Consider the following 26,128-nt stretch of genomic DNA (forward strand, 5'->3'; position numbering starts at 1 on the left):
TACGTTATTAACTTTGGCGCGCCAAATTGAATACAGAATTCACTAATGGTGCTTTAGGTGCCACTTCTTTTTTAGCTGCAAGTGCTGTAGCAGGCTTATCTGCTTTAGAGCTTTCAACTTTAATTTTCTTTTGACGCATATCTTGAATCACAATGCCGCGCCCTTCTTGTTGATGAACCAAGTCTTTCAAGCTCACCGAACTCAGGTACTCAACCATTTTGGAATTGAGATTGCTCCAGAGATCATGCGTCATACAGCGACCATGATTTTCTTCATCGGTATGACAGTTACCTTTGCCACCACATTGGGTTGCATCGAGAGGTTCATCGACAGCAACAATAATGTCAGCCACACTCACCTCAGAGGACGGACGCGCCAAGGTGTAACCACCACCAGGACCACGAGTGCTCTCCACGATATTGAAACGGCGTAATTTGCCGAACAATTGCTCGAGGTAAGAAAGGGATATCTTTTGTCTCTGGCTAATTCCGGCCAAAGTTACGGGACCATGCGTTTCACGCAGGGCTAAATCAATCATTGCGGTTACTGCAAAACGACCTTTGGTTGTAAGTCTCATATGTCACCTTGGTAATGGATTGTTATGGACAGCTAACAGTCGGGCGGGTAATACCCGACCATTCCACTCAACTTTACCATATTCCCTATCAAATTGCTCGGGAATTATCCCAAAAAACCTCAATGGAAGCCAGGAATTGGCCGCCGAATCTTTAGACAGAGTCCCTAGATCTGGCCCCAAAAGCCATTTCTTTAACCTTAGTGAGTCTATCCCTGGTGCTGGCAGCCTTTTCAAACTCCAAATTCTTGGCTTCAGCGTTCATTTGCTTCTCTAGGCGCTTAATTTCAGCCGCCAAGTCCTTCTCACTCATATCTTCATAATGAGCCCGCTCCTGCTCAACCTGCATCTCCTGACGCTTCTCTTTGACGTCATAGACGCCATCAATAATGTCCTTAATGCGCTTTTTGACGCCCTTAGGCTCAATCCCATGAAGCTTATTGAAGGCAATTTGCTTGGTTCGCCGTCTTTCGGTCTCGCCCATTGCGCGTTTCATGGAGTCGGTAATCCGATCGGCGTACAAAATGGCTTTGCCACGAACGTTACGAGCAGCACGGCCTATGGTCTGTATCAGGCTGCGTTCTGAACGTAAGAAGCCTTCTTTATCGGCATCCAAAATGGCTACAAGAGATACCTCAGGAATATCCAAGCCTTCGCGTAATAAATTAATACCGACCAGTACGTCGAAGACGCCCAAACGTAAGTCACGCAAAATTTCTACTCGCTCAACTGTATCGATGTCTGAGTGAACATACCTCACCTTTACACCATTATCAGAAAGATAGTCCGTTAATTGCTCAGCCATACGTTTAGTCAATACAGTAACTAGAACTCGCTCATGCACTTTGACGCGTGCATGAATTTGATCTAACAAATCATCAACCTGTGTACTTGCTGGCAACACTTCAATTTCTGGATCGACTAAACCAGTTGGTCTAGCCACTTGCTCGACAACTTGTCCTTGATGCGTTTTCTCATAATCAGCCGGTGTTGCAGAAACGAAAATAGTTTGACGCATTTTGGTTTCAAACTCAGTAAATTTGAGTGGGCGGTTATCCATCGCCGAAGGCAAACGGAAACCAAATTCCACCAAAGTATGTTTACGAGATTTATCTCCGTTATACATTGCATTAAGCTGCCCAATTAAGACATGGCTTTCATCCAAGAACATCAAGGCATCATTCGGCAAATAGTCGACTAGCGTCGGCGGGGCATCGCCCGGAGCGGCACCAGACAGGTGGCGAGAATAGTTCTCAATACCTTTACAGAAACCCAACTCATTGAGCATCTCTAAATCAAAACGAGTACGTTGCTCGAGACGTTGTGCCTCGACCAGTTTGCCATCCTTCACAAACTCATCTAAGCGCGTGCGCAACTCTGTTTTGATAGTTTCAATTGCTTTCAAAACAGTATCGCGAGGTGTAACGTAATGAGAACTTGGGTAAACAGTGAAGCGTGGAATCTTTTGACGAATCTTGCCAGTGAGGGGATCAAAGAATTGCAAACTCTCCACGACATCATCAAACAACTCCACCCTTACTGCTAACTCATTATGTTCAGCCGGGAAAATATCAATTGTGTCGCCACGCACTCGAAATACACCGCGCTTGAAATCCGTTTCGTTGCGGTCGTATTGCATCGCAATGAGGCGCATCAAAATATCACGCTGACTCATCTTGTCGCCAGGACGCAATGTCATCACCATACTGTGATAGTCACCAGGATTACCAATGCCGTAAATTGCAGATACGGTCGCAACAATAATGACGTCTCGACGCTCTAATAAACTCTTGGTTGCAGACAAACGCATCTGTTCGATGTGCTCGTTAATAGAGGAATCTTTTTCAATAAAGAGGTCGCGTTGAGGTACATAAGCCTCTGGCTGGTAGTAGTCGTAATAGCTGACGAAGTACTCAACGGCGTTTCTCGGGAAAAACTCCCTAAATTCACTGTAAAGCTGGGCAGCTAGGGTCTTATTCGGGGCAAAAATGATGGCAGGACGGCCGGTTCTGGCGATGACATTCGCCATCGTGAAGGTCTTTCCGGACCCTGTAACGCCCAAGAGTGTCTGAAACGTCAGACCATCTTCAATACCCTCAACCAGGGCGTCAATGGCCTGGGGCTGGTCTCCAGCAGGCGGAAATGGCTGATAGAGCTGATAGGGGGAGTCTGGGAAGCTTACAAACTTGGCCGGATCGAGGTCGTGACCCGCCTCACCCAAGGGATCTGCCACAGGGGTTTTTTGCACTTCTTTTACTTCAACATTTAGACCAGTTTTGGGCAACTTAGGGGGCATCTCGGCTATCATTTCACCTGTGAGAGTTATTCACAGCGAATTTTGTACAAACAATGATTTTGCCGTTTTTCTTAGGAAATAGTTGATTCTGGCTTCAAAAACCGACAATTAAACTGAATATAACGTCAACAACAAACAAAACCATCCTTAATCACCCCCTAACTACCACTTTCAAACTCATATGACCCTGTTTGCCTCAGTCCAGCTAGCCCCTAAAGATCCTATTTTTGGCCTTACAGAAGCCTACGTTGCAGACCAACGTGCTGACAAAGTGAATTTAGGTGTGGGCGTGTATTACACAGACGAAGGCAAAGTTCCACTTCTTAAGGCGGTGATTAAAGCGGAAGAGGCGATTGTTGCAAAGCACTCGCCACGTAGCTACATTCCAATCGAAGGACCAAACCCATATAACAGTGCAGTGCAAAATTTATTGTTTGGCGCTGACTCCGCACTCATTAAAGACGGTCGCGTTGTCACAGCCGAATGCCTTGGTGGAACCGGTGCATTGCGCGTTGGTGCGGATTTCATTAAGCGCCTGAACCTCAATGCGCCTTGCGCGATTAGCAACCCAACCTGGGAAAACCATCGCGGCATTTTTGAATCTGCTGGTTTTGATGTTGTCGAGTACACCTACTTTGACGGCAAAACTCGTGGCGTAGATTTTGACGGTATGGTGAAGTCCTTAGAGTCTTTCCCAAAGAACACGACCGTGTTGTTGCACGCTTGCTGCCACAACCCTACTGGTGCAGATATTACAGAAGCGCAATGGCGCCAAGTGATTGATATCTGCAAGAACAAAGGTCTCATCCCCTTCTTGGATATGGCCTACCAAGGCTTTGCAGCTGGGATTGAGCAAGACGGCATTGCAGTGCGTCTCTTTGCTGAGTCAGGCATGTCTTTCTTTGTATCTAGCTCTTTCTCCAAATCATTCTCACTGTACGGTGAGCGTGTGGGCGCGCTGTCTATCGTGACACAAAGCAAAGATGAATCTACTCGCGTACTTTCACAATTGAAGCGTGTGATTCGCACAAACTATTCCAATCCTCCAACTCACGGCGCTGCGATTGCTGCCGCTGTTTTAAATTCACCAGAATTGCGTAAGCTCTGGGAAGATGAGTTGGCAGAAATGCGTGATCGTATTAAAGCGATGCGTCATGGTCTCTTAGAAAAACTCGCTGCTGCTGGTGTGAAGCAAGATTTTGCGTTCATCGAAAAGCAACGTGGAATGTTTTCTTACTCAGGCTTAACGGCTGAGCAAGTTGAGCGCCTACAGAAAGAAGATGGCATTTATGCACTCTCTACTGGACGCATTTGTGTCGCAGCCCTCAATACTAAAAATATTGATAAAGTGGCAAAAGCAATCGCCCGCGTATTGGCTTAACAAAGCGTAATAAGCGGATACACTGAATTACCGGAGGTACCATGCTATATCAGTTACACGAATTTCAAAAAGCCCTACTTCAACCAGTTAGTTCATGGGCAAGAGCTGCTTCAGAAGCTTTTATTAACGCTTCGAATCCCGCTTCTAAAGTTCCAGGATCTGACCGTTTAGCCGCTAGCTATGAACTCCTCTACCGCCTAGGTAAAAATTACAAGAAGCCAGAATTTGGCATTCGTTCAGTCGTGGCGCATGGCAAAGAAGTGGCCATCCATGAAAGAACTGCGGTTGCGAAACCATTTTGCAACTTAGTGCGCTTCAAGCGCTTCTCTGATGATGTCGAAGTCATTAAGAAGCTCAAAGACGATCCAGTCGTATTAATTGTTGCCCCGTTATCTGGACATCACTCCACATTGCTGCGTGACACTGTGCGCACGCTCTTGCAAGATCACAAGGTTTACATCACCGATTGGATCGATGCTCGCTTAGTACCAGTAGCAGATGGTGAATTTGGTCTTGATGACTACGTGCACTACGTACAAGAATTTATTCGCACCATTGGCGCTAAAGATTTGCATGTGATTTCTGTTTGCCAACCTACGGTTCCAACTTTAGGCGCAATCTCATTGATGGCTTCTGCCGGTGAAGCAACACCAGCCTCCATGATCATGATGGGCGGTCCAATTGATGCACGCAAATCACCAACTGCCGTAAATAACTTAGCAGACCAGAAGTCTTACGAATGGTTTGAGAGTCACGTGATTTATAACGTGCCGCCTAACTATCCAGGCGCTGGTCGTCGCGTTTACCCAGGCTTCTTGCAACACACTGGCTTTATTGCCATGAACCCGCAAAACCATTTGCAGTCTCATTGGGATTACTTCCAAAACTTGGTACGCGGCGACGAACAAGATGCTGAATCACATATTCGCTTCTACGACGAATACAACGCGGTATTAGATTTGGACTCCAAGTTCTACTTAGATACCATCAAGACTGTTTTCCAAGACTACTCACTGCCTAATGGCACATGGGAAGTTGCTGGTGAACTAGTTAAACCACAAGATATTAAAAAGACTGCCCTGCTTACAGTTGAAGGTGAGTTAGACGATATTTCTGGAAGCGGACAAACTCGTTCAGCGCATGCTTTATGTGCAGGCATTCCAAAGCAAGATAAAGATCATTACGAAGTGATGGGCGCAGGTCACTACGGAATTTTCGCTGGCCGTCGTTGGCGCGAGAAAGTGTATCCAAAGATTAAGGCGTTCATTCGTGAGCATCAGAATACGAAGAAAACCGCGACACGGACTACCAAGTCTGCTTAAATTAAGGGCTCTTCGGAGCCTTTAATTTTAAGAAGATCTTCACAAGCAATTTCCATGAGCCAAGCCAATAACCTCATCGATCAACTTGAGGATATTCTTCCGCAAACACAATGCACTAAGTGCGGTTACCCAGATTGCCGTGGATACGCTGAGGCAATGGCTTCTGGTGATGCACTGCCAAATCGCTGCCCTCCTGGTGGAGTTGAGGGTATTGAGCGCCTAAGCAAAATCCTGCTACCGATCTACCCAAAAGACGCCTTTGAACTTCACCCCTCTATTGATCCAGAGTGCGGCGTAGAACGTCCCCGTCCAGTAGCGTTCATCGATCCCCAGAAATGTATTGGCTGCACACTCTGTATTCAGGCATGTCCTGTTGATGCGATTGTTGGCGCATCCAAGCAAATGCATGTGGTGCTGACAGAATGGTGCACTGGTTGCGATCTTTGTATTCCACCATGCCCTGTTGATTGCATCAGCATGATTGATGTGACAGGCAATCAAACTGGTTGGAATGCTTGGTCACAAGATCTTGCCGATATTGCTCGCAAGCGCTATCACGATCGAGAACAACGGCTTGATAGAGAACAAAAAGATAATGATGAGCGTCTGGCAAAAAAAGCGGCAAGCAAATTAGCAGCAGTTAATGCTGAAAGCCCTTCATCCGCAGACGAATTAAAAGAGCAGGAGCGTAAACGCGCCATCATTGCAGCTGCGATCGCACGAGCCCAACAAAAGAAATGATGAATCTAGAAAAGCGTCGTGCTTTTTTTGAGCAGCTCAAAGCCAATAATCCAAAACCAGAAACTGAACTGGAATACAGCTCGCCTTTTGAACTGTTAATCGCAGTATTGCTATCTGCTCAAGCAACTGACATATCAGTCAATAAGGGGACTCGCAAACTCTATAAGGTTGCCAATACTCCACAGGCCCTCTTAGCTCTTGGCGAAGAAGGTGTCAGACCCTATATTCAGCATATTGGATTATTTAACTCCAAGGGCAAGCATATTCAAGAAACTTGCCGACTACTCTTAGAAAAACATGGGGGTGAAGTTCCACAAACTCGCGAAGAATTAGAGGCCCTACCCGGTGTCGGCAGAAAGACTGCGAATGTCATTCTCAATACTGCCTTTGGGCAACCAACTATCGCCGTTGATACTCATATCTTCAGAGTATCGAACCGCACAGGATTAGCGCCCGGCAAAGACGTGGTGAAGGTTGAAGAGCAATTACTTAAACGCGTACCAAAAGAGTATCTGCATGACGCCCATCATTGGCTTATTCTGCATGGTCGATATACTTGCAAAGCACGCAACCCAGATTGCGCACAATGCATAGTAGAGCCACTATGTGGCTTTAAACAAAAGACTGGCAAAGGAAAAGTTCGTGGCGATATTTAATCCAACCCGTGAAGAAGTGCGTCGCTTTTTCTGTGACACCTGGAAAAAGAAAACTGAGAATCACATTCTTGATCCCATGGAAACGCTTGCGAGCGATTGGATGGTTGAACATCCCGAATATCACGACCTACTCTCCGACCCAGAAGGTGCCCTAGGACAGGACTACACACCAGAACGCGGTGAAACTAATCCATTCCTGCATTTATCAATGCATCTGTCCATTAGCGAGCAGATCTCAATTAATCAGCCGCCTGGCATTAAAGAGATCGCAGACAAACTATCGCTAAAGCTTGGCTCCATGCATGAGGCGCAACATGTCATGATGGAATGCCTCGGGCAAGTGATGTGGGAAGCGCAGCGTGAAGGTCAGTCACTCAATCCCGAGAAATATCTCGAAGCCCTTAAGAAATTGGTTTAATCCTCTTTCATGCTGGCGCGCTTCACAATAGGCTCTAGCCTTGCTTTCTCATCTGCGAGGAATTTCGTAAACGAGGCTCTCGTTCCAGGTGATGGCTCAATGCCCTGTGGTGTTAAGCGGCTTTGAACAGCAGCGGTCTTTAGGCCCGCGTTAATCGCCTGATTCATTTTCTCCAAAATAGCATCAGGCGTTCCTTTAGGCGCAAAGACACCTGCCCAGTGGCCAATGAAAACTTCTGGGTATCCCTGCTCTTTGGTTGTTGGAACATCAGGCAGAGCGGCAATTCTTTTATTCCAAGTAGATGCAATTGCTTTTAGCTTACCGCCCTGAATTTGCGGAATCACTACAACACTTGCCTCTGAAGTAGCATCTACTTGATTGGAGATAACGGCTACCATTCCTTCGGAACCACTCTTGTAAGGAATGATTTCATATTTACCGCCTGCTTTCACCTTCAACATTTCGGCGACAAAGTGTGGAGTGCTACCAGTACCAGCTGTAGAGAAGTTAAGACCTTTTGGATCTTTGGCCAATACCAAAAGATCCTTCATGTTATTGATTTTTGAATCTGCAGAAACAACAATGATGGATGGGCTGATAGCAAGCATCCCAACAGGAACTAGATCGCCCTCTTTATATGGCATGGATGATTTAATCATTGGGTTAGTAACAATTCCACCTGCGCTAACAAAGAAGGTATATCCATCAGGTGCACTTTTTGCTACAAAATCCGCGCCCAATACAGAGCCAGCTCCTGGTTTGTTTTCCACAATAATTGGTTGACCCAGTTGCTTAGAGGCTGCTTCAGCAACCACCCTTGCAACAGTATCGTTAGCACCCCCGGGACCAAACCCGACAACAAACTTAATAGGGTGATTGGGCCATGGGTCTGCTGCATATGACTGGCTAAATGTCATGCAAGTAGCAAGAACAAGCGCCGCCCTAAAAAGGATCTTTATTTTTTTCATCTCTTATTCCTTCATTTGAAATACATTTTTATTTATATTTACTACCAAGGTAAAGCTGGTAATACTGGCTTTAAGCCCGCCTTCTGAATAGTAGGCACTGCCTTAGGAGAGGCCAAGAAAGCAATCAAGTCTTTAGAAGCCCCCTCATTAGCTGAGTCCTTGGTGATTCCCGCAGAGAAAAGAACGGTCTTTTGCGCTTCAGGAGGCAATTCACCGATAAAGTCTACGCCGGGAATAGGAAGGAGCTCACTAACCTGCTGAAAACCCAAATCTGCATCACCTCTAGCTACAACAGATGCGACCCTCTCGCTATAAATTTTTCTAGCAGTTTTATCCATCTGCTCAGAAATACCCATCTTTGGAAACAACTCTGTTGATAAATAAACACCGCTAGCGCTTGCGGAATACGCAACGGACTTTGCATTTAATAATGCAGATCTCAAGCCATTCATCGTGCTGATATCGGGTTTTGGCGCGCCCGCTTTAACTACTGCACCCGTAACTGATGCCACCAAATCGACTCGCGTACCAGACTGCACTGCCCCACTTTTAATAAAACCATCTAATGCAGGCGCAGCTAGGATTAATACATCAAACTTCTCGCCCTTGGCCAATCTGGATGGAATGGAGTCAGGCGCAGCGCCCATCGATGAGCCATAAGAAATGATGACTTTGTTCGGAGATTGTTTTTCATACACCGGGACCAAGTCTTTTAATGCTTCGGCAAAAGCGCCAGAGGTAATTACCTGAATTTCTGCCGCATAAACAAAACTGACAGAAAAAACATTTGCTATGAAGATTAAGAAAGTTATAAATAAATTACGCATTAGATTCCTAGGCAAGATTAGCAATTGCACTCTTAATAGCTGCTGGCAATGCTTCAGTCTTTTTTCTTCTCGCCTCTAAAACATCGTTTGATGTTTCTTGAGTCTTTTTAGACCAAGCTGATCCCGGGAAGAAAGTATCATCTTTAAACCTAGGGATGACATGCCAATGAATGTGGGGAGCCATATTCCCTAAGGCAGCAATATTCACCTTATCTGGATGCATGACATGACGGATTGCTTCTTCAACAGCAAATACCAAGGTCATGATGTGCTCACGCTCTCCGTAGCTCAGATCAGTCATCTCGGCCACATGGCGATTCCAGATCACCCTGCAGAAACCAGGTAGGTCAGGATCATTTACCAGGATGACTCGACAGTCATCCCCACGCCATATGAGTTGGCCTTCTTCAGGCTTGAGGTCGTCTTTACAGAGTACGCAATTAGTCATGGGAAGAATGTAAACGAAAACGGCACCTAAGTCACCCTTGTGGGGTCATTTAGGTGCCGCGGCAGTATTGGTGTACTACTGCTTACTACATACTACTTAGGGATCTAGTAAAGATTAGTGGAACTGCTCTTCCTCAGTAGAACCAGTCAATGCTGTTACGGAAGACTTACCACCCTGGATAACAGTAGTTACGTCATCGAAGTAACCAGTACCAACTTCTTGCTGATGTGAAACGAAGGTGTAACCACGATCACGAGCAGCGAATTCTGGCTCTTGTACTTTCTCGATGTATGCAGTCATACCGCGCTGCATGTAGTCTTGCGCCAAGTCGAACATGTTGTACCACATAGAGTGGATACCAGCCAATGTGATGAACTGATACTTGTAACCCATTGCACCTAATTCACGTTGGAACTTAGCGATTGTTGCGTCATCCAAGTTCTTCTTCCAGTTGAAAGATGGTGAGCAGTTGTAAGCCAACATCTTGCCTGGGAACTTCGCACGAATTGCTTCAGCAAACTGACGAGCAAATTCCAGGTCAGGTGTACCAGTTTCACACCAAACCATATCAGCGTAAGCAGCGTAAGCCAAACCACGTGAGATCGCTTGATCCAAGCCTTTACGTGTTTTGTAGAAACCTTCTGGAGTGCGCTCGCCTGTCAAGAATGGCTTGTCATTTGCATCATAGTCAGATGTCAACAAGTCAGCAGCTTCAGCATCGGTACGGGCCAAGATGATAGTAGAAACACCCATCACGTCAGCAGCCAAACGTGCAGAAATCAACTTCTGGACTGACTCGGCAGTAGGTAACAATACTTTGCCACCCAAGTGTCCACACTTCTTAACAGAAGACAATTGATCTTCAAAGTGAACGCCAGCAGCGCCCTGCTTGATCAATGCTTTGCTCAACTCAAATGCATTCAATACACCACCGAAACCAGCTTCAGCATCGGCAACGATTGGAGCGAAATACTCAATGTAACCTGCATCACCTTTGTTGATACCTTTAGCTGTTTGAATTTCATCAGCGCGTTGGAATGAGTTATTAATACGCTCAACCATCTTAGGAACTGAATCTACTGGATATAAAGATTGGTCTGGGTACATCGCTGCGTAAGAGTTACCGTCAGCAGCTACTTGCCAGCCTGACAAGTAAATAGCTTGTACACCAGCTTTAACTTGTTGCATTGCTTGACCACCAGTCAAAGCACCTAAACAGTTAACGTAAGCTTCGTTATTTACTAATTCCCAAAGACGCTCAGCGCCATGCTTAGCTAAAGTGTGCTCAATTTTCAATGAACCGCGAAGACGCACTACGTCCTCAGCCGTATAGCCACGAGTAATACCTTTCCAGCGTGGATTGGTATCCCAGTCTTTTTGTAGTGCTGCGATTTCTGCTTTGCGATCTGCCATGTTTTTCTCCCTAAGTTAAACAAGTACTTCTAAATTTGAGGACTCTTAAGACTGAGTTCAGTCTTATGTCTTATATAAGAGTTTAGACAGTTCAAAAAAGCAGGCAAGAGGAATTTAAGATATTTTTCAAAATATTTAGTTATTTAAATTCAATAACTTATAAATATATTTTTACTATGTGGAATATTTATTCACTTCTTGGAATGGAATATAGGGCTAGATGTTGCGCTGGATTTTACGCAGCGTAATGAGATTTCATATTATGAAAAAGAAAGTGCTAGGTATGGGTAATTAAAACCCGTATAGACGCTGAGGGTTGTCGCACAAGATTTGCTTACGAATTGCCTCATTAGGAGCATATAAAGCGAAACAATCCAATAATTGTGCAATGGTAGGCATATTCCCCCACGTTGCAACATGCGGCCAATCCGATCCCCAAATACAGCGATTGGGCGCAGCCTCAATCAATGCCTTTGCATAAGGAACCAGATTATGATAGCCGGGGTATTTTTCACTCAAGCGATAAGCACCCGATACTTTTACCCAAGCTCGCTCGCGCACCAATTCCACCAATGCCATAAACCCAGGGGAATGAACGCCGACTGAAGTTTTCAGGAAACCCATGTGATCAATGACTAAAGTAGATTTCATCTTTTGCATGCGCGGCATCAGAGCGGGCAAATCATTTGCATCTAATAAGAACTGAATATGCCATCCCCAGTCTCGAGCAAGCGCATCGCATTCTTCTAGGTTTGATAGATCTAGACCACCACCAGCAAACATGACGTTGACTCGAATTCCTACTACACCCCTATCTTTCATATTTTGATAGTAAGCATTGGGCTGCCCAAGCAATGGGACCGCTACTCCCCGCAACCGCTTGGGGTGTTGGTCTAGCACTCTTAGCATGGGCTCATTGTCTTGCCCATTGACGCTGACCTGAATCAAAACACCATAGGTCATACCCACCTCATCGAGCATTTCTATATATTGCTCACCCGTTGCTTCTGGCGCAGTGTAAGAGCGGCCAGGAACGAGACTGGCAGCGCTTATCACATGGGCGTGTGTATCGACCGCACCTTTAGGCATCACAAAAGGAAAAGGACCGCCTTGATGTTCAGGCGGCCCTGGGCAAAACGGAATATCTTTTTCCAACGTTAGGATCTTTATTTAGTTTGCTTGTAACTCGCGACCACGTGTTTCCGGAAGCACAATAGCAGCGATCAAGAAAACTCCGTAAGCAATGACAGCAAAAATAGCAATTGCCATTGCCAATCCATATTGCGCTGAAAAATATCCCACTAAGGCTGGAAATAAAGCGCCAATTCCGCGACCAAAGTTATAGCAAAAGCCTTGTCCGGATCCACGTAAGCGAGTTGGAAATAACTCTGTCAAGAAAGCGCCCATACCGGAAAAATATCCACTAGCAAAGAATCCCAATGGGAAGCCAAGCCACATCATCATTTCATTTGTGATTTCTAGCTGGGTATATGCCAGAACCAAGACAATCGCGCCAATTGAAAAGGTGATAAATAATTTCCGACGGCCAAATCGGTCAGCCATCCACGCGCCAACCAAGTAGCCTATAAAACTACCCGCAATAAGAAATGCTAAATAACCAGTAGAGCCAACTACCGTCAATTTACGCTCCGTCTTGAGGAATGTAGGAACCCAAGTGGTAATTGCATAGTAACCACCTTGTGCACCCATCGTGAGTAATGAAGCCCAAATCGTAGTCTTCAATAAACCAGGTTTAAAGATTTCTAGAATGGAGGGTGATTGGCCTGCTGCTGCTACTTTTTCACGAGCAAGCTTAGCAATTGTTGGCTCTTCGACATGGCGACGAATGTATAACAAAAGAACAGCAGGGAAGAAGCCAGCTACGAACATTGCACGCCAAGCCATATCAGGCGGAAGCAGGCTAAACATAATCGCTTGTAAGAGTACTGCAGCACCCCAACCAATTGCCCAGGCAGATTGGACGGTACCCACTGCACGGCCACGATATTCTGCACGAATCGTTTCACCCATTAACACCGCACCAGCAGCCCACTCACCACCAAAGCCAAAGCCAAGTAATGCGCGTGCAACCATCAATTGATTGAAGTCTTGGGTAAATGCACAGATCAAACTAAAGCTAGAAAACCAAAGAATAGTGAACTGCAAAGTTCTAACGCGACCTATACGATCAGCTAAGTAACCAGCAAACCAGCCACCAAATGCGGATGCCAAGAGCGTACCCGTCACAGCAAGACCAGCCATTCCGCGGTCCACCTGCCATACTGCAATAATGGTGCCAATCACCAGAGGGTAAATCATGAAATCCATGCCGTCCAAAGCCCAGCCCAAGAAACAACCCCAAAAGGTTTTTTTCTCTTTAGGGTTCATGACTTTATAAAAACCGGTCAGACTAGTATCTGTTTGTTGACTCACTTTGTCTCCTTTATTTTTAGGCTTTAAATTATTGAATGAGTAGCATCTTTATAACTCAAATATTGCGCCCACAGGGCAAACTAGAGAAAACCCTTAATATCTTTTCATGATGCATTGCACACTAATTGGCGATCACAGTGTTTTGGCAGATTTTTCGAAATCACCGAATCCTTTAAGTGAGATCCATGGAATCAGTAAGCTCCTTTTTGCGAATAAGCCAGAATGGGCAGGCGAAATTATCCCCGGACTAGAGTCTTTGATTGTGCAACTGAAGTACTCCTCAGATAACCCCAGCGTCGTTCGCAGGCGCGCTATTGATGAATTAGAAAAGCTGGGGGAGAAATTCCTCAAGCAAAAAAGGATTCAGTCAGAGCTAAGTACTACGCATCGTATTCAGGTTTGCTATCACCCTGATGTAGCTTTGGATTTAATGACAATCGCCAAGGCTTGTAAGCTAACTACTGAAGAGGTCATCCGCATACACAAAGATAGCCTCTACACCGCTGACATTCTTGGATTCATGCCCGGCTTTACCTATTTCAGCGGGCTGAATCCGAAATTGCGTCTACCCCGACTCAGCTCTCCTAGACCATCAGTGCCCAAAGGAAGCGTGGCGATTGCAGAACTACAAACAGCCATATATCCGCGTACTACACCGGGTGGCTGGAATATCATCGGCAGATCGCCCAATACATTGTTTGATATTCAAAAAAATCCGCCAGGATTATTTATGGCGGGCGATCAAATGGAAATTCATGAAATCTCCTTAGATGAATTTAAACAGCTAGATCAAAATCAACCCTCATCTGAAATTCTTCGCGCACCGAAACCCGATGAAGGCAATGCCAGTATTGAAGTATTGCAGGCTGGGACATTCAGTACCATTCAAGATAATCCTCGTGAAAATTTATCTCACTGGGCCGTGGGACCCGGGGGCGCGTGTGACCTTGATTCGCTTCATCTAGCGAATGCAATGGTTGGCAATTCACCAGAAACTGCCGCCATTGAAATGACCTCTACCGGACCCACACTGCTTTTCCACGAAGCATGCTGTGTAGCTTGGGTTGGCGCCTCCTGCGAAGGTATTGTGGATGGCCAACGTATTCCAGGCAATCGGCCAGTATGGTTGGCAAAGGGAAATACCCTCAAATTTTCTTCATTCAATTTGGGTTTTAGAGTAGTGCTGGCTATTGGGGGAGGTCTTGAGCTTCCTAAAATTTTAGGTCGGGCAGGCTCCCACATCAGTGCTGATATCGGTCCGAAGCGCTTAGAAAAAGGTGATGTACTTTTGCTTTCCGATGTCAAAGCACCTCTGAGCTCACCATTCCTAAAGTCCCTTTATAAATCTGGTCTGTTGCCATGCTTCCCAAAATGGCATGTGAGATCACCTTTCCACCCTGCAAACTCCGTAACGCACATCAATTGCTTAGCAGGGCCTCACATATCTTTTTTACCAGAAAAAGACCGAGAATTATTTTGGTCTACCATTTGGACTGTGAGCAATCAAAGTAACCGTATGGGTGTGCGCTTACAAAGTAACTTCAAACTTAAAAAAGATTTACCTCATATCCCCTCTCAAGCAATCACATTCGGAACTGTGCAATTTCCGCCATCTCAAGAGCCAATCGTCATGTTGGCAGAACATCAAACTACGGGAGGATACCCGCGCCTCGCAGAAGTTATTCGCGCAGATCTTGTGAAGTTAGCGCAACTGAAACCAGGTAATAAAATTCAATTGATGCCAATTGATCTTGAAGAGGCGGATCGCATCAATGCAGAAGCATTAAAGTTACAAGATGCAACGATGCACTCAATTCAAACCATGATTCAAACTACTGGAAAAGCGTGATGGATATAAATAGTGATATGGGCGAAGGATTCGGAGCTTGGGAAATGGGCAATGATGCCCTCTTGCTTGACTACATTACCTCCACCAATATCGCCTGCGGCTGGCATGCTGGTGATCCCGCCCGTATGAAAAAATTAGTTGGACTCGCAACGCAAAAAAAGGTTCATATTGGCGCACATCCCGGCCTTCCTGATTTAGAAGGATTTGGCAGACGAGAAATGGCTATCTCCGAACAAGATGCCTATAACTATGTATTGTATCAAGCAGGTGCCTTGCAAGCATTTGTTCAAGCGGTAGGCAAAAAACTGCATCACGTGAAACCACACGGCGCTTTATATAACCAAGCCGCAAGGGATATGAAACTTGCCCGAGGAGTTGCTAGAGCGGTGAAAGATCTTGGTAACGATGTCATTTTGTATGGATTAGCGGGAAGTTGTTTAGTTGATGCTGCTAATGAACTCGATATTCCCGTGTGGCAGGAAGTATTTGCGGATCGCAGATACTCAAAAGAAGGGTTTTTGGTGCCACGCGGCCAAGTGGGCGCAATGATTGAAGATGAATCGGCGGCACTCAAGCAGGTATTGGGAATGTCACAAACTGGAAAAGTGATAGCGATCGACGGTAGTGAAGTTTCAATTCAAGCGGATACGCTCTGCATTCATGGGGATAACCCACATGCCATTGAATTTGCTAAAAAAATTAAAGCGGCACTCTCTTAGACTCTACTCTGTGTGCTCGATGACACCTTAAAGACGGTAGGAATGATCATCAATTGGAATAGGGCAATTCCAATAAACAAGGCCTTAGGAAGACCGGCGTCCATAAAGAAGCCAAAGATAAATGGGCCAACCGCTGCTCCTAAATCAATTCCTGAATAGACAATCCCATAAACGCGACCCGCCACTCCCTTAGGGGTTGCCTGCTTCACCATGAGATCTCGAGAAGGCGCTACGACACCATATCCAAATCCCAGCGCAAAAAATACATAGGGAATGATCTGTGCGGAAAGTAGTCCAGTAGCAAGTAATAAACACATAGCTACGGTAATAGATAAGCAAGAACTCACAATACGCTCAGGAGCTTGCAACTTGGCTGCTAAATATCCACCAAATAAAACTCCTCCAGCACTTCCTAATGCCAGCAGGGTAATGAAATAACTTCCCACATCTAAAGGTATCTCGTAAAGCTTAAAGAGCGCGCTAGGGGCAAATGATTGCAGGCTAGAAGTAGAAGCCATGCTGAAGAAAAAGAAAATCCAGCATAACCAAACCCCAGTGAGCTTCAGAAATGCGAATGTACTCTCAGGTGCTACGCCAAGCCTAGCAACCTGAGCGCTTGCATAACTATTTTCATGACGCTCTTTGACGTTATCCAGTAAATAGCTTTTATTCATCCAAAGAATCACTAGGATACAAACCTCTAATAGCGCTGCAGATAAGAAGGCAATGCGCCAATCAGATAACTCTGCAATCCCAACCATAAAGGTGGGTGCAGCAGCCCACCCTAAATATCCAGTCACTCCATGCATTGAATAGGCATAAGGAAGATTGGGTGGCGATACTTTGTGATTAATGAGCGTGTAATCAACTGGATGAAAAATACCATTACCGCAACCAGCAATTACCGCACCCAAAATCAACATGGCATAACTAGTGCTTTGTGAATAGGTAAGTGCTGCAAGCGCTAGCAAAGCAAGCCCAGCAAACAGTACGGGTCTTGCGCCGATACGATCCACCAAAAATCCGGAGGCAGCCTGCACAATGCAAGAGACTACAAAGAATATTGACATGAGCATGCCAAGCTCAGCATAACTAAGGGAAAAAGCGTCCTTCAACCATGGGAACATGGGAGGAAGGATTAAATGAAAGAAATGAGAGCTGCCGTGAGCTAGGCTAATGAGACTAATAACCCGGACATCACTGGCACGCCTACTAAGCGCAACAGTCATGTACCGAGTTTACTAGGGCAGGAATATTCCTGCTGAACTACGTATTTGCTACTTAGGACTACTTAATGAACCTGACGGCTAAAGCTAAACTCACCTGATTTATCTACATCGACAGGTACCACATCCATGGGTCCGAACTTACCTTCCAAAATCATCTTGGAGACTGGGTTCTCAATATGCTGCTGAATCGCCCGCTTCAGAGGCCTTGCTCCAAAGACTGGATCAAAGCCCACCTCAGCAATCTTATTCAAGGCGGCATCACTGACCTCAAGTTGCATATCCACTTTTGCCAAACGATCTGACAAGTTCTTCAGCAAGATCTTCGCAATATTGGCGATATTGCCTTTATCCAAACCATGGAACACTACGATTTCGTCAATACGATTTAAGAACTCAGGACGGAAATGATTCTTTAGTTCTTCGAATACTGCCTCTTTAATCTCTGCTTGCTTCTTATCAACCATCGACTGAATCAAATGTGATCCAATATTACTAGTCATTACGATGACAGTGTTTTTAAAGTCTACGGTACGACCTTGACCATCAGTTAGACGACCATCATCCAATACCTGCAAGAGCACATTAAATACATCTGGGTGAGCCTTCTCAATTTCATCAAACAAGATCACGCTATATGGATGACGGCGAACTTGCTCGGTTAAATAACCACCCTCTTCGTAACCAACATAACCTGGAGGCGCGCCAATTAAACGGGCCACGCTATGCTTCTCCATAAACTCACTCATATCAATACGAATGAGGTGATCTTCGCTATCAAACAAGAAGCCCGCCAGAGCTTTGCAGAGCTCAGTCTTACCAACACCGGTAGGCCCAAGGAATAAGAAGGATCCATAAGGACGATTCTCTTCAGCCAAGCCAGCACGGGAACGACGAATAGCATCCGATACTGCTCGAATGGCCTCTTCTTGACCAACTACACGCTTATGCAATAGCTCTTCCATCTTGAGTAACTTATCGCGCTCACCCTGCATCATCTTCGAAACTGGAATACCTGTCGCACGAGAAACCACTTCAGCAATTTCTTCTGCGCCAACTTGAGTGCGAAGTAACTTGTTTTTCAATACGCCATCTTTGTCACCCTTAGCTTCGGCAGCTGCGGCAGACTTCAGTTTTGCTTCGAGTTCGGGGAGCTTGCCATATTGCAATTCAGCAACCTTCTCTAACTTGCCATCGCGTTGTAACTTTGCAATATCTACCCTTACTTTTTCAATTTCCTCTTTCAGCTGAGCTGCGCCTAATACAGCGCCCTTCTCTGCTTTCCAAACCTCTTCTAAATCAGCATACTCAGCACCCAGACGTTTAATTTCATCCTCAATGAGACCTAGGCGTTTTTGCGAAGCATCGTCCTTCTCCTTCTTAACCGCTTCGCGCTCAATCTTTAATTGAATCAGACGACGCTCCAGCCTATCCATCACTTCAGGCTTAGAATCAATCTCCATCCGAATACGCGAACCCGCTTCGTCAATCAGGTCGATCGCCTTATCTGGCAAGAAACGATCCGTAATGTAGCGATGCGATAACTCAGCAGCCGCAACAATCGCTGGATCAGTAATTTCGATGCCATGATGTAGTTCATAGCGCTCTTTAAGGCCTCGCAAGATGGCAATAGTTGCCTCTACGGTAGGCTCCTCCACCATCACTTTTTGGAAACGACGTTCCAACGCTGGATCTTTTTCGATGTACTTACGATATTCGTCTAAGGTAGTTGCACCAATGCAATGTAATTCACCGCGGGCCAAGGCAGGCTTGAGCATATTTCCAGCATCCATTGCACCATCACCCTTACCAGCGCCTACCATCGTATGAATTTCATCAATAAAGATGATTGTTTGACCTTCATCTTTAGCGACATCACTGAGAACTGCTTTCAAGCGCTCTTCGAACTCACCGCGGTACTTAGCGCCAGCTAGAAGTAAGGCCATATCCAAGACTAGGACACGCTTATTTTTCAGAGTCTCAGGCACTTCACCATTAACGATGCGCTGCGCTAAGCCCTCAACGATGGCAGTCTTGCCCACACCAGGTTCACCGATGAGTACAGGGTTATTCTTACCGCGACGTTGCAAGATCTGAATGGTGCGACGAATCTCATCGTCACGCCCAATGACTGGATCAAGCTTGCCCATACGAGCGCGCTCAGTTAAATCCACTGTGTATTTCTTTAAGGCTTCACGTTGGCCTTCAGCATCTGCACTATTCACTGATTCTCCTCCGCGCACTAAATCAATAGCCGCTTCTAACGATTTGCGATTTAATCCATTTTCACGAGCCACTTTACCGAGCTCGCCCTTGTCATCAGCCACCACAAGCAAAAACAATTCGCCTGCAATAAATTGATCATTGCGTTTATTGGCTTCTTTTTCACATAGGTTGAGCCAATTACTTAAATCACGGCCCACCTGCACTTCTCCACTAGTTCCTTGCACTTCGGGGAGATTGCTGATGATTTTCTCTACGCCTTTTTCAAGGCTAGGGACATTGACTCCTGCTCGAGTCAATAAACTCTTGGCGCCACCATCGGAATCACGCAACATGGCCAGCAACAAGTGGGCAGGCTCAATATATTGGTTATCTTTGGCTAAAGCGATACTTTGGGCCTCACTTAAGGCCTCTTGAAATTTGGTTGTTAATTTATCTATTCTCATTTTTGAGCTCCGTCTATCTATCTATAGAATATAAGGGCAATATTAATAATTTCAAGCATCTACCGCACTTTTAACCCTAATTTTCCCTATTTTGACCTGGCTTGTTTACCTCCTTGAATGCTCAGATGGCACCTACTATGCCGGCATTACTAACCGCTTAGAACATCGCTTAGAGGCCCATAACTCAGGGCAAGGCGCTCGCTATACAAGATCGCGCGGACCAGTTGTCCTCTTAGCAACACAAAAGCACCCTGACCGTTCTGAAGCCTCTAAAGCAGAGCTCCGCTTAAAGCGTTTACCAAGGTCTGAAAAGCTAGCCTTTTTTGAGACTGAGATCACCACCAAAACTGGGCACAGTTAGTCAGAGCAATCTATGAGCCAGCAATACAATATAGCTATAACAAAACCAATTATTTAACCGGACAACAATCATGCAACCAAAATGGGGAACCAGAGGAATGGCGGTAGCGCCACATTCTCTAGCATCAGAATCTGCTTTAGCTGTTTTACGAGAAGGTGGCAACGCCTTAGAAGCAATGGTAGCTGCTGCTGCAACTATTGCAGTGGTCTACCCTCATATGAACTCCATAGGCGGTGACTCTTTCTGGGTAGTTCATTCTCCTGGAAAGGCCATGGGTGGAATTGATGCTTGTGGAGCGGCTGCTGGTTTGGCGACAAAGCAGTGGTACGCAGAACGTGGTATCACTAAGGCCATTCCATTTCGTGGTGCAGTAGCAGCGAATACCGTTGCTGGAACTATCTCTGGCTGGGGCGCAGCGCACCAACTCTCCAAGCAAGGACTGGGTGGAAAACTACCTCTTTCACGCCTATTGGCTGATGCGATTCACTATGCAGAAGCTGGCACACCAGTTACCTTTAGTCAATCCAGCCTCACAGAAAAGAAGCGTCAAGAACTGAGTCCCATTCCAGGCTTTGCAGAGACTTTTTTAGCAAATGGCAAAGCGCCCGCTGTTGGCAGCATCTTTAAGCAAGAGCGTCTTGCTAAAACCTTACGTCAGATTGCCAAAAAAGGTACGGATGACTATTACCGCGGCGAACTAGCTCAATCACTAGCAAAAGAACTCGCTGAGTTAGGCAGTCCACTGAGGTTAGACGATCTACACCGTCATAAGGCAAAACTCATAGACCCTCTAGAGCTCAAACATAGCATGGGTAATGTCTACAACATGACGCCGCCCACACAAGGCGTTGTCTCATTGATGATTATTGGCATCTTGGACCAGTTGAACTTAAAACGCTTTAAGGTTGATAGCGCCGAGTACGTTCATCATTGTGTTGAGGCTACCAAACAAGCATTTAAAGTACGCGATCAATTTGTAACTGATCCTGCCTATATGACAAAGAATGCGCAATCTTTCTTATCACCCGCATTCCTGAAAAAGTTAGCCAAGAATATTGATCCAGAAAAAGCGCTCCCTTGGGGTCAGGGTAAAGGTCCTGCAGATACTATTTGGATGGGTGTGATTGATGGCGACGGCAATTGTGTTTCTTTCATTCAAAGCATCTATCATGAGTTTGGCGCAGGCATTGTGCTTCCTACCTCAGGTGTCAACTGGCAAAACCGTGGTTGCAGCTTTTCTCTTGACCCAAATACACTCAATCACCTTGAGCCGCATCGCAAGCCTTTTCATACTCTTAACCCAGCGATGGCTTTATTTAAAGATGGTCGCTCAATGGTTTATGGAACGATGGGTGGAGATGGTCAACCACAAACCCAGTGCGCAGTATTTACTCGAACAGCAACTTATGGTCTTGATCCACAGGATGCTATCAGTCGTCCACGCTGGTTGCTTGGACGGACCTGGGGGCAAACCAGTGATAGCCTTAAATTAGAGTCGCGCTTTAGTCCATGGGTAGCTAAAGAACTTCACGCTTTAGGTCATGAAATTGAAATGCTCGATGCATTTGACGAAACCGTTGGTCATGCGGGTTGTATCATTCGCGATCCATCGGGTACGCTACAAGGTGGATGGGATCCTAGAAGTGATGGGGCTGTGAGCTCATTCTAATAGGTCTCAATTCAGTAACAATTAGATGGCATTAAAAAAGGCTACCAAACTTGGTAGCCTTTTTCTATCTTCGAATTTCAAATCACCACTGAGTTAGCACTTATGCAGCACAGGTCTTCAAATACTTAGCACGCATTGGGCGTAGTACGAAGAATGCCAGGATAGCCGCAGTAGCATCCAATACGATCATGATGCCAAATACTGGTATCCAGCTTTCTGTAACACCATGAATGTAGGCTGCAACTGGTGCGCCAACAATAGAGCCAACGCCTTGAGCCATGTAAAGGAAACCATAGTTTGTAGTGGCATGCTTTTGGCCAAAAGTATCAGTCAAAGTAGATGGGAATAAGGAGAAAATCTCACCCCAACCAAAGAACACAATACCTGAGAGCAATACGAACATGACGGGATCTGAGCGTGTCATTACCCAAGCAAACATAGCGACCGCTTCTAAACCAAAAGCAATCGTCATGGTGTATTCACGGCCGATACGATCAGATACCCAGCCAAATATTGGTCGAGTTAAACCATTGGTAACGCGGTCAATTGTTAAGGCCAAAGGTAAGGCAGCCATACCAAAAACCATGGTCGATGTAATACCAAAGTCTTTTGCAAATGCGCCCATTTGGGAGATAACCATCAAACCTGATGTAGACATCATGGACATCATTAAAAACATAAGCCAAAAAACCGGTGTCTTTAACATTACCTTTGGTGCAACTCCCGATGCAGCAGCCTCTTTTTGATCAGCCGTTTGCACACGATCAGCGTGCGGCACACGAATGCCTTGAGCAGCCAATAGTCCAACAGCGCCAATGATGTAACCAAAGAATGTCAACGTGCCCTGAATCCCTGTCTCAGTCAAGCTAGTGGCGATTGGGAAAGTCGTCAGCAATGCACCGATGCCATAACCTGCAGCAACCATACCTACTGCAAATCCTCGATTGTTTGGGAACCAACGAACCATCAAGCCAACAACGCCGATGTAAACAATACCGGTACCCAAGCCACCTAACACACCATAGGTGAGGTAAAGATGGGATACAGTAGTCAGGTTAGCCGAAAGAACCCAGCTTGCACCCGTCAGAATAGTACCAATGGATAACAAAAGGCGAGGGCCAAACTTATCAACTAAGTAACCCTGAAACGGTGAAAAGAAAGTCTGCAACACAATCAAAATCGAAAATGTAATTTGCAACTCAGTCAAAGTAACACCGAGCTGACCCATGATTGGCTTAGTAAATAAAGCCCACACATATTGAGGGCTGGATATGGACATCATACAAATGACGCCTAAAGCCAATTGCACCCATTTCGACTTTAGGGGGCTGCTACTAGTACTTTCCGTACTCAATGCTGCTGTTGTCATGTAAATCTCCTGAGCTTTGTTTAATCAAAATTTCTAAAATGCTTTTGTTAATGCATTTTGATCTAAATTTACGGGTAATTACTAAGGAATTCCCTGATATGGTGCAGAAGCGCTTATTTTGATGCAGCTTGATGCACCAATAAAAATAAAACCACCCCTAAGGATGGCTCATCTTTTCAAACAGGCATCTGCTTCTATAAAACGAATTTGATCTAGCACCCCGAAGCAGTTGCCGTAGGGACGCTCACACTATTAGTGCCAGGCAAACTAGACCAGGCAGGATTAGATGAGGTTACGGGCAGCATATAAGCCCAGTGCGTGAGACCGGCTGCTCCATTTCCGGTTGACATCTGCATCAAAAATGCAGGTTGACCGCTAGATGTAGTTAACTGCCCAGAACCTACGGTTAGAGATGATCCATAAAAACCAATAGATACCGAATTATTGGCTGTTACAGACCCCACAATAGTTGATGCAGACCAAGTAGCGCCATTATTGGTGCTAGCAAAAGAGCAGCCCAATAAAAATCCCTGATTGACAGAAGTGATATGCCAAATAGTCTGATCGTTTACCGCACTAGTCTTTGGATTTCCGGAAGAGCTATAGGCATAGGCCAGCAAATAATCCGTAGGCACATACCAATACGTATCCACAAAAGCAGTAAGATCTTTTGTTGCCAAAGTAGATGGGGTTGATTGTGCTTGCACACTATCGCCAGCACCGCAACCAGATAGTCCGCCTGTAAGCATGATCGATAGGCAAACATAGAGCTTTCTCGTTATATGTTTTTTAATTATTTTTTCCATTTAGATAATGCCACTTCATCGGTAACGCGGGCATCAACCCAGCGAGCCCCTTCAGGGGTGTCTTCTTTCTTCCAAAATGGGGCCGCCGTCTTAAGGTAGTCCATGACGAACTCACAGGCAGCAAATGCTTCACCTCTGTGTGCGCTGGTGACCACCACTAATACGATTTGATCTTCGGGCAATAAGGGACCAACACGATGGATCACTAAGGCCTGATAAATATCCCAGCGCGCTTTGGCTTGATCCAGAATTTCCTGTAGCGCTTTTTCAGTCATGCCGGGGTAATGCTCAAGCGTCATGCCCTTTACTTGGCTACCGTCATTCATATCTCGCACGGTACCCAAGAAAGAAACTACCGCACCTACTCGCGGATCACCTTTACGTAATGCCGCTATTTCAGCGCTGACATCAAAATCGCTCTCTTGGATTTTGATTGGCATATCAGCCCCCAGTCACCGGAGGAAAGAAAGCAACTTCTGCACCATCTTGCAATGCTGTATTTGCATCAACCATGTGCTGGTTCAAGGCGCAACGCAAGACTTTGCCATCTGCCAAGACCTCAGACCATGGATTGCCACGTTCAATGAGGTGCGTTCTGAGATCGGCAATGGTTTTTACTGTCGCCGGGATAGTAATGCTCTCTTGTGAGATGCCAAGCGCTTCACGTAGTGAGGCAAAGAATCGTAATTCGAGTTTCATGAGCTAATCGTAAACCGATTATTTGAGCAGCGCATCAAATGGGATGTACTTCACCAAATCGCCAGCTTTGATTGGCTGGTTTGGCGGGCAATCAACCAGGCCATCACCCCAAGAGGCGCTAGTGAGCACGCCAGAACTTTGATTAGGAAATAAATCTAAGCCGCAGTTGCTATTCAATTTGACACGCAGAAACTCATTACGTCGATCGGCTTTCAACCAATCAAAATCTGCGCGCATTAAATACGACTGAGGAAGACTCACTTCACGACCCTGCAACTTCAGAATAAAAGGACGTACAAACAATAGGAAAGTTACAAAACTGGATACCGGATTGCCTGGCAGACCAATAAACCAAGCCTCACCATCCTTAGGTTCGTCTGATTTTCGGACTGCACCAAATGCCAATGGCTTACCTGGCTTAATCGCGATCTGCCATAGATCCAATCTTCCTTCAGCGGTAACTGCTGGCTTGATGTGATCTTCTTCGCCAACTGAGACGCCACCAGAGGTAATAATTAAATCGTGGTCCTTGCTGGCTTTACGCAATGCTGCACGGGTTGCATCTAAGCGATCTGGGACGATACCCAAATCAGTGGCATCACAACCCAAAGACTTGAGGCAGGCTAATAAGGTGTCGCGATTGGAGTTATAAATACCGCCTGGTTTTAATGGCTCACCAGGAAGGGCTAATTCATCGCCAGTGAAAAAGGCGGCCACCTTGACGCGACGTTTAACGCTTAAGTGAGTCAAACCCGCTGAAGCAGCTACACCCAACTCTTGTGGGCGCAAGAAAGCACCTGCAGTCAAACAAGTCTTCCCGGCAGTTAAATCCTCGCCTCTACGACGAATCCACTGACCTGCTGTCGGAGCAATGTTTACAGTAACTTGATCGGCTTGACCCTCTACCGAGCAATCCTCTTGCATCACAACTGCATCTGCACCAGGAGGCACAGGGGCTCCTGTGAAAATTCTAGCGGCAGTGCCTGACTCCAAGGGGGTTCCCATCGATCCAGCCGGAATGCGCTGAGCAATCTTGAGTGATTTTCCTGGAGTAGCAATATCAGCAGAGCGAACCGCATACCCATCCATCGCAGTGTTATCAAGTGGAGGCACATCAACAAGGCTATTGACGTTTTCAGCGAGCACACGGCCTAAAGCGGCCTGCATGGCAACTTTCTCACTCTCGCCAACAGTTTGAGCATGCGAAAGTAAGTGATCTAAAGCCTGCTGCGCAGTCAACATCGGTGGCTTTGTCATAGAGTAATTATTTATTGCTTAAATTTT

General features: G+C 45.8%; 24 protein-coding genes. 9 read left to right on the top strand and 15 right to left on the bottom strand.

Annotated features, from left to right (window positions below):
- Positions 1-7 precede the first annotated feature (7 nt).
- Positions 8-577, bottom strand: a complete 570-nt coding sequence (locus ICN37_RS10730; RefSeq protein ID WP_215321639.1) for a Fe-S cluster assembly transcription factor — start codon at positions 575-577, stop codon at positions 8-10.
- Between the two features lie 151 nt (positions 578-728).
- Entirely contained in the window at positions 729-2,882 is a 2,154-nt protein-coding gene (gene uvrB / locus ICN37_RS10735) for an excinuclease ABC subunit UvrB (protein WP_370623841.1), read from the bottom strand.
- A gap of 169 nt (positions 2,883-3,051) precedes the next feature.
- Between uvrB and ICN37_RS10740 the strand changes: the two genes are divergently transcribed.
- Genes ICN37_RS10740 through ICN37_RS10760 form a run of 5 tightly spaced genes read left to right on the top strand, consistent with a single transcriptional unit; the run spans position 3,052 to position 7,388 of the window.
- Entirely contained in the window at positions 3,052-4,251 is a 1,200-nt protein-coding gene (locus ICN37_RS10740; RefSeq protein WP_216157436.1) for an amino acid aminotransferase, read from the top strand.
- A gap of 41 nt (positions 4,252-4,292) precedes the next feature.
- Positions 4,293-5,573 (top strand): polyhydroxyalkanoate depolymerase, encoded by a 1,281-nt coding sequence (locus tag ICN37_RS10745; RefSeq protein WP_216157437.1) that lies wholly within the window; start codon positions 4,293-4,295, stop codon positions 5,571-5,573.
- A 54-nt stretch (positions 5,574-5,627) separates the two neighbouring features.
- Complete coding sequence (rsxB, locus tag ICN37_RS10750; RefSeq protein ID WP_216157439.1) at positions 5,628-6,314, top strand: electron transport complex subunit RsxB; 687 nt, start codon at positions 5,628-5,630, stop codon at positions 6,312-6,314.
- Entirely contained in the window at positions 6,314-6,970 is a 657-nt protein-coding gene (gene nth / locus ICN37_RS10755; protein ID WP_216157744.1) for an endonuclease III, read from the top strand. Before rsxB ends, nth begins: the two co-directional genes overlap by 1 nt.
- Positions 6,963-7,388 (top strand): DUF1841 family protein, encoded by a 426-nt coding sequence (locus tag ICN37_RS10760; protein WP_216157748.1) that lies wholly within the window; start codon positions 6,963-6,965, stop codon positions 7,386-7,388. The genes nth and ICN37_RS10760 overlap by 8 nt, the downstream gene beginning before the upstream one ends.
- On the opposite strand, the gene ICN37_RS10765 is transcribed toward ICN37_RS10760, so the two are convergent.
- From ICN37_RS10765 to ICN37_RS10790, 6 genes are all read right to left on the bottom strand, one after another.
- The gene (locus ICN37_RS10765; RefSeq protein WP_216157442.1) at positions 7,385-8,356 is read right to left on the bottom strand and encodes a tripartite tricarboxylate transporter substrate binding protein; all 972 of its coding nucleotides are present in this window, start codon (positions 8,354-8,356) and stop codon (positions 7,385-7,387) included. The two genes, ICN37_RS10760 and ICN37_RS10765, sit on opposite strands and share 4 nt — an antisense overlap.
- A 41-nt stretch (positions 8,357-8,397) precedes the next feature.
- The gene (locus tag ICN37_RS10770) at positions 8,398-9,183 is read right to left on the bottom strand and encodes a substrate-binding domain-containing protein (RefSeq protein ID WP_216157445.1); all 786 of its coding nucleotides are present in this window, start codon (positions 9,181-9,183) and stop codon (positions 8,398-8,400) included.
- Between the two features lie 7 nt (positions 9,184-9,190).
- Positions 9,191-9,631 (bottom strand): HIT family protein, encoded by a 441-nt coding sequence (locus ICN37_RS10775; protein ID WP_216157448.1) that lies wholly within the window; start codon positions 9,629-9,631, stop codon positions 9,191-9,193.
- A 114-nt stretch (positions 9,632-9,745) separates the two neighbouring features.
- Complete coding sequence (gene aceA, locus ICN37_RS10780; RefSeq protein ID WP_072583092.1) at positions 9,746-11,044, bottom strand: isocitrate lyase; 1,299 nt, start codon at positions 11,042-11,044, stop codon at positions 9,746-9,748.
- Between the two features lie 291 nt (positions 11,045-11,335).
- On the bottom strand, positions 11,336-12,199 hold the full coding sequence (locus ICN37_RS10785) for an amidohydrolase (protein WP_255538519.1): 864 nt from the start codon (positions 12,197-12,199) through the stop codon (positions 11,336-11,338).
- 15 nt (positions 12,200-12,214) lie between these two features.
- Positions 12,215-13,432 carry an MFS transporter gene (locus ICN37_RS10790; protein ID WP_216157754.1) on the bottom strand — a complete coding sequence of 406 codons (1,218 nt, stop codon included), beginning with the start codon at positions 13,430-13,432 and terminating at the stop codon, positions 12,215-12,217.
- A gap of 151 nt (positions 13,433-13,583) precedes the next feature.
- Here ICN37_RS10790 and ICN37_RS10795 point away from each other — a divergent pair, with 151 nt between their 5' ends.
- Both ICN37_RS10795 and ICN37_RS10800 read left to right on the top strand, forming a co-directional pair.
- The gene (locus ICN37_RS10795; protein WP_216157451.1) at positions 13,584-15,326 is read left to right on the top strand and encodes a 5-oxoprolinase/urea amidolyase family protein; all 1,743 of its coding nucleotides are present in this window, start codon (positions 13,584-13,586) and stop codon (positions 15,324-15,326) included.
- Positions 15,326-16,045 (top strand): 5-oxoprolinase subunit PxpA, encoded by a 720-nt coding sequence (locus ICN37_RS10800; protein WP_216157454.1) that lies wholly within the window; start codon positions 15,326-15,328, stop codon positions 16,043-16,045. The genes ICN37_RS10795 and ICN37_RS10800 overlap by 1 nt, the downstream gene beginning before the upstream one ends.
- Here the strand turns inward: ICN37_RS10800 and ICN37_RS10805 are convergent.
- Entirely contained in the window at positions 16,042-17,274 is a 1,233-nt protein-coding gene (locus ICN37_RS10805) for an MFS transporter (RefSeq protein WP_216122161.1), read from the bottom strand. The genes ICN37_RS10800 and ICN37_RS10805 overlap by 4 nt on opposite strands.
- A gap of 62 nt (positions 17,275-17,336) precedes the next feature.
- Entirely contained in the window at positions 17,337-19,940 is a 2,604-nt protein-coding gene (clpB, locus tag ICN37_RS10810; RefSeq protein WP_216122159.1) for an ATP-dependent chaperone ClpB, read from the bottom strand.
- 91 nt (positions 19,941-20,031) lie between these two features.
- Here clpB and ICN37_RS10815 point away from each other — a divergent pair, with 91 nt between their 5' ends.
- Together ICN37_RS10815 and ggt are read left to right on the top strand one after the other, a co-directional pair.
- Positions 20,032-20,301, top strand: a complete 270-nt coding sequence (locus ICN37_RS10815; protein ID WP_216122157.1) for a GIY-YIG nuclease family protein — start codon at positions 20,032-20,034, stop codon at positions 20,299-20,301.
- A gap of 70 nt (positions 20,302-20,371) precedes the next feature.
- Positions 20,372-21,970, top strand: coding sequence for a gamma-glutamyltransferase (ggt, locus tag ICN37_RS10820; protein ID WP_216122156.1), 1,599 nt, complete (start codon positions 20,372-20,374; stop codon positions 21,968-21,970).
- A gap of 100 nt (positions 21,971-22,070) precedes the next feature.
- Here the strand turns inward: ggt and oxlT are convergent, their stop codons facing one another.
- From oxlT to glp, 5 genes are all read right to left on the bottom strand, one after another.
- Positions 22,071-23,339: an oxalate/formate MFS antiporter gene (gene oxlT, locus ICN37_RS10825; RefSeq protein ID WP_216157457.1), complete on the bottom strand. Its 1,269-nt coding sequence runs from the start codon at positions 23,337-23,339 to the stop codon at positions 22,071-22,073.
- A gap of 212 nt (positions 23,340-23,551) precedes the next feature.
- Positions 23,552-24,145: a hypothetical protein gene (locus ICN37_RS10830; RefSeq protein ID WP_216157460.1), complete on the bottom strand. Its 594-nt coding sequence runs from the start codon at positions 24,143-24,145 to the stop codon at positions 23,552-23,554.
- Positions 24,133-24,585, bottom strand: coding sequence for a molybdopterin synthase catalytic subunit MoaE (moaE, locus tag ICN37_RS10835; RefSeq protein WP_216122149.1), 453 nt, complete (start codon positions 24,583-24,585; stop codon positions 24,133-24,135). The genes ICN37_RS10830 and moaE overlap by 13 nt, the downstream gene beginning before the upstream one ends.
- Before the next feature lies 1 nt (position 24,586).
- A complete protein-coding gene (gene moaD / locus ICN37_RS10840; RefSeq protein ID WP_216157463.1) occupies positions 24,587-24,844 on the bottom strand; it encodes a molybdopterin converting factor subunit 1 in 258 nt (85 codons plus the stop codon).
- 18 nt (positions 24,845-24,862) lie between these two features.
- Complete coding sequence (glp, locus tag ICN37_RS10845) at positions 24,863-26,086, bottom strand: gephyrin-like molybdotransferase Glp (RefSeq protein ID WP_216157756.1); 1,224 nt, start codon at positions 26,084-26,086, stop codon at positions 24,863-24,865.
- Between the last annotated feature and the right edge of the window lie 42 nt (positions 26,087-26,128).

Source organism: Polynucleobacter sp. P1-05-14, from assembly GCF_018881675.1.
Classification (GTDB): Bacteria; Pseudomonadota; Gammaproteobacteria; order Burkholderiales; family Burkholderiaceae; genus Polynucleobacter.